Annotated in this window: 4 protein-coding genes; all 4 read right to left on the minus strand. The window is 35.7% G+C overall.

Annotation, left to right across the window (positions count from 1 at the left end):
* Nucleotides 1–345: 345 nt before the first annotated feature.
* The gene (gene guaA, locus KBI38_08070; GenBank protein ID MBP8630001.1) at nucleotides 346–1,866 is read right to left on the minus strand and encodes a glutamine-hydrolyzing GMP synthase; all 1,521 of its coding nucleotides are present in this window, start codon (nucleotides 1,864–1,866) and stop codon (nucleotides 346–348) included.
* A 62-nt stretch (nucleotides 1,867–1,928) separates the two neighbouring features.
* Nucleotides 1,929–2,753, minus strand: coding sequence for an MTAP family purine nucleoside phosphorylase (locus KBI38_08075; protein MBP8630002.1), 825 nt, complete (start codon nucleotides 2,751–2,753; stop codon nucleotides 1,929–1,931).
* Between the two features lie 10 nt (nucleotides 2,754–2,763).
* Nucleotides 2,764–3,789: a dehypoxanthine futalosine cyclase gene (mqnC, locus tag KBI38_08080; protein ID MBP8630003.1), complete on the minus strand. Its 1,026-nt coding sequence runs from the start codon at nucleotides 3,787–3,789 to the stop codon at nucleotides 2,764–2,766.
* The coding region (locus KBI38_08085; GenBank protein MBP8630004.1) for a solute-binding protein at nucleotides 3,790–4,230 on the minus strand (441 nt) is incomplete at its 5' end. It abuts the gene before it with no gap.

Consider the following 4,230-nt stretch of genomic DNA (forward strand, 5'->3'; position numbering starts at 1 on the left):
ATTTATATATAGCTTTACAATATCTTTCTTAAATTCTGAATCAAATCGTTTTCCTTTCATTATCGACACCCCCTGGTTTTATTGTACCAGCCATTCTTGGTGTCCGCAAAAGGCAATACGGTTCAGTTTTAGAAGCTTTGTAAATTTCAAACGGCGAATTATATTTTTATTAAATAACCCTGACCGTAAAAACCAACGAAAACATCGAGACTCTATAGGATTTTGTGCATGAAAAACCGGACAGAAAATATTTCTGTCCGGTATAGACCACAACATTTGACAAAGAGCCAATAAAAACAACCCTGTAAAACCTTAAATCAACAAGGCTTACAGGGTTTTGTGTTCTTATTCCCACTCGATTGTCGATGGTGGTTTTGATGTTATGTCGTAAACAATACGGTTTACGCCTTTTACTTCGTTTACAATACGACGTGATACACGGTCTAATACTTCGTAAGGAATTTGAGCCCAGTCGGAAGTCATTCCGTCAGAGCTTGTAACAGCTCTTAATGCGATAGTGTGACAATATGTTCTTTCATCACCCATTACCCCAACCGAACGAATATTAGGTAGGCATGCAAAATATTGCCATATCTTACCTTCTAAGCCTGCTTTAGCAATTTCATCACGGAAAATTGCATCTGCTTCTCTGGTAATCGCTAATTTTTCTTCGGTGATTTCACCTAAAACTCTAATTGCTAAGCCCGGACCTGGGAATGGCTGACGCCATACTAAGTGATGAGGAATTCCAAGTTCAGTTCCTACCGCTCTTACTTCGTCTTTAAACAATTCTCTTAATGGTTCAATTAATTCTAATTCCATATCTTCAGGCAAGCCACCAACATTATGATGACTCTTAATTGTTGCGGAAGTTTTAGTACCACTTTCTACAACATCAGGATAAATTGTCCCTTGTACTAAGAAATCAATTTTACCCAATTTATTAGATTCTTCTTCAAACACTCTAATAAACTCTTCGCCGATAATTTTTCTTTTTCTCTCCGGATCGGAAACACCGGCTAATTTACCTAAGAACCTATCTTTCGCATTAACACGAATTAAGTTCATGTCAAATTGTTCTCTAAAGATAGCTTCAACTTGATCGCCTTCATCTTTACGCAATAAGCCATGATCAACAAAAACACAAGTTAATTGCTTGCCTACCGCTTTATGTACCATTACTGCTGCTACTGAGGAATCAACGCCACCAGATAACGCACATAATACTTTTTTGTCGCCAACTTTATCTTTTATTTCTTGAATTTTAGTTTGTGCAAAAGATGCCATATTCCAATCACCTTTTACATCGCAAATTTTAAACAAGAAATTATATAACATAGTTTTACCGAAAGGAGTATGTTCAACTTCAGGGTGGAATTGTACACCATATAGTTTTCTATCTTCATTCATCATTGCTGCAACCGGACATTCTTTAGTACGAGAAATAACACTAAAACCTTCAGGAGCTGCTGATACATAGTCCATATGACTCATCCAAGACTCATTATCACTATCGATGCCTTCAAACAGCGTTACTGTTGTATTAAGCACTACTCCGGTTTTGCCATATTCACCAACTTTTGCATTTTCAACTTTTCCGCCCAATGTATGTGCCATAAATTGATGACCATAACAAATCCCAAGTACTGGTACATTTAATTCAAATACTTTGGCATCAGCTTTCGGTGTATCATCACCATAAACACTGTTAGGTCCACCAGTAAAGATTATTCCAGCTGGTTTTTTTGCTTGTATTTGTTCAATGCTATAATCGTAAGGAACTATTTCACAATAAACGCCCCATTCTCTTACTCTTCTAGCGATTAATTGGTTATATTGCCCACCAAAATCCATAATTAAAATCATTTCTTTATTATCCACTAAACAATTCCTCCTCAGTCTTATCTAAACGACTATACCACATTTTTTTATTTGTTGTAAATACCTTTTAACAGAGTTTCTTTGCGCAAGTCTTTGCATTCACAATGACCTTCTGCTGGCATTTGTCTAATTGTATCTAAAATGATTTTACCAATCATCGGTGCATCATCATAAAAAATATCTTCTAATTCTTGATGTGACCATTTTTTAACCAAACCTTCACCGTAATTTACCACAAAATATAAACCGGCATAACAAGCACCTATTTCTCGTGCTAAGTATACTTCCGGACAAATACTTTGTCCTACAATATCGGCATGACCCTTTAGCATCGCAATTTCGGCCGGACTTTCAAAATGGCGACCTTCGGTATTAGCATAAATTCCTCTGGTAAATATTCTACCATTATAATTTCCCTTAGTGTTTTCAATCAGCTTTTCCCTTATCTCTTGACAGAGCGAATCCCGCATTATTAATAAATATTTACCCTCTAACCCAACGTCTTTGCGTTGAGATAAATCAAGATAATCATCCGGTATTAAAAAGTCTCTAGTGTCAAGCAAAGTATTAACCGTACCAACACCACCCTCGGCAATAATACGTTTTACACCAGCTTCACGGAAGACCCAAAATAATTGGCGAGAAGCATCGGCTCTACTTACACCGGTACGCCAACCATGCATTTTGCAGGTTAAAACTTTTTTATCACCAACCCTAAACAATCTAAACCACGGGCTTTGACCATAAGGTGTTTCAAAAAATAAATTATCTTCTAAAATTTCAATATCTTCAGCCATTGACTTGCTCGGAAAATCACTTGATAATGTTCCTGACCCGCCAATAACAGCATATTCTACTTTGGGAATGTTCATCTTAACACCTCTAAAATTTTTTAATTATATTGTATTCCGTATCACGTTGTGCCGGAATTTTACCACTTGCTGTAATCAGATTAACCATTTTATTGATAGACATCTCATATGCCGTACCAGCTGCTCTCACTACATTTTCCTCTAACATAATACTGCCTAAATCATTGGCCCCGAAGGCTAAAGTAATCTGACCAGTTTCTTGTCCTTGCGTTACCCAAGATCCTTGAATATGTTCAATATTATCTAAATAAATTCTGGTAACAGCCAATGTTCTTAAATATTCCCAAGCATTTGTCTTCTTACCACCAAGCTCAGTATTACCCGGTTGAAAAGTCCAAGTAATAAAAGCCCTAAAACCACCGGTTTTTTCTTGTAATTCTTTAATCTTTTGCATATGTTCTATTCTTTGTTCTAAGGTTTCTCCAAATCCAATAACCATCGTCGCTGTACTTTTCATGCCTATCTTATGTGCTTCTTCCATTACATTAAGCCACTGATCTGCTGTTATTTTTTTCGGACTTATTTTATATCTAATTTCATCCACTAAAATTTCCGCACCACCACCCGGTAGAGAGTCCAAGCCAGCTTCGTGTAGTGAAAGTAACACTGCCTTAACCGACATATTTTCCTGCTTAGCAATATGGACTATTTCGGCTGGTGAAAAGGAGTGAATCGTAATATTATACTTACTTTTTATCATTTTCAATAAATCAACATAGTAACCTAGTCTTAAGTTTGGATTTAACCCACCTTGAAGCATTATTTGTGTTCCACCGGCTTCAATAGTTTCTTTGATTTTTTCCATAATTACTTCATTACTCAAAACATAAGTATCAGAGTTTTCTTCTTTACGATAAAATGCACAAAACTTACATTCACTAGTACAAATATTAGTATAGTTGATATTTCTATCCACCACAAACGACACTACATTATCAGGATGTTTTTGTTGTCTAATTTTATCAGCCATTTTACCTAGCACTAAAATATCTTCATGCTTCAATAAATTTAAAGCTTCTTGGGCACTAATAGACATCTACTCAACCTCCACAAACTCTATTTTCGGCATTTTATCTATTAAGCCATTATTATAGGCTAACTCATAAAATTTTAACAGTGCTTCTTTGTGCTTAGCTGTAAAGTCCCAATTTAAAACCTTTAAATACTCACTTATTTGTTCTGACGTAAAAGAAACTTTATTTAGGACTGACTCAATCGCTAAATTTTTATTGTTAAAACCATCCTTAAATCCTTGTACTATTTTATCATGTGCAAATTTCAAGTCAGCTTTATCCAACTTAGCTTCATTATTAACAACCCACACTGCATAGACCATCGGCAATCCTGTCAAGACTTTCCACTCTGCTCCAATATCATAATAAAACAAATCTGCCTGCCGATTATGATAGGAAAATAACGCATCATCACCAATTAATAAGGTCGCTTCGGCCTCATTAGAAATGATATTATTCATATC

The sequence above is a fragment of the Negativicutes bacterium genome (genome assembly GCA_018052945.1).
In the GTDB taxonomy this organism is placed as follows: domain Bacteria; phylum Bacillota; class Negativicutes; order JAGPMH01; family JAGPMH01; genus JAGPMH01.

What these genes read in the sequence shown, in the direction of transcription:
- guaA (MBP8630001.1), bottom strand. Translation starts at nt 1,866, where the DNA reads ATGATTTTAATTATGGATTTTGGTGGGCAATATAACCAATTAATCGCT.
- KBI38_08075 (MBP8630002.1), bottom strand. Translation starts at nt 2,753, where the DNA reads ATGAACATTCCCAAAGTAGAATATGCTGTTATTGGCGGGTCAGGAACA.
- mqnC (MBP8630003.1), bottom strand. Translation starts at nt 3,789, where the DNA reads ATGTCTATTAGTGCCCAAGAAGCTTTAAATTTATTGAAGCATGAAGAT.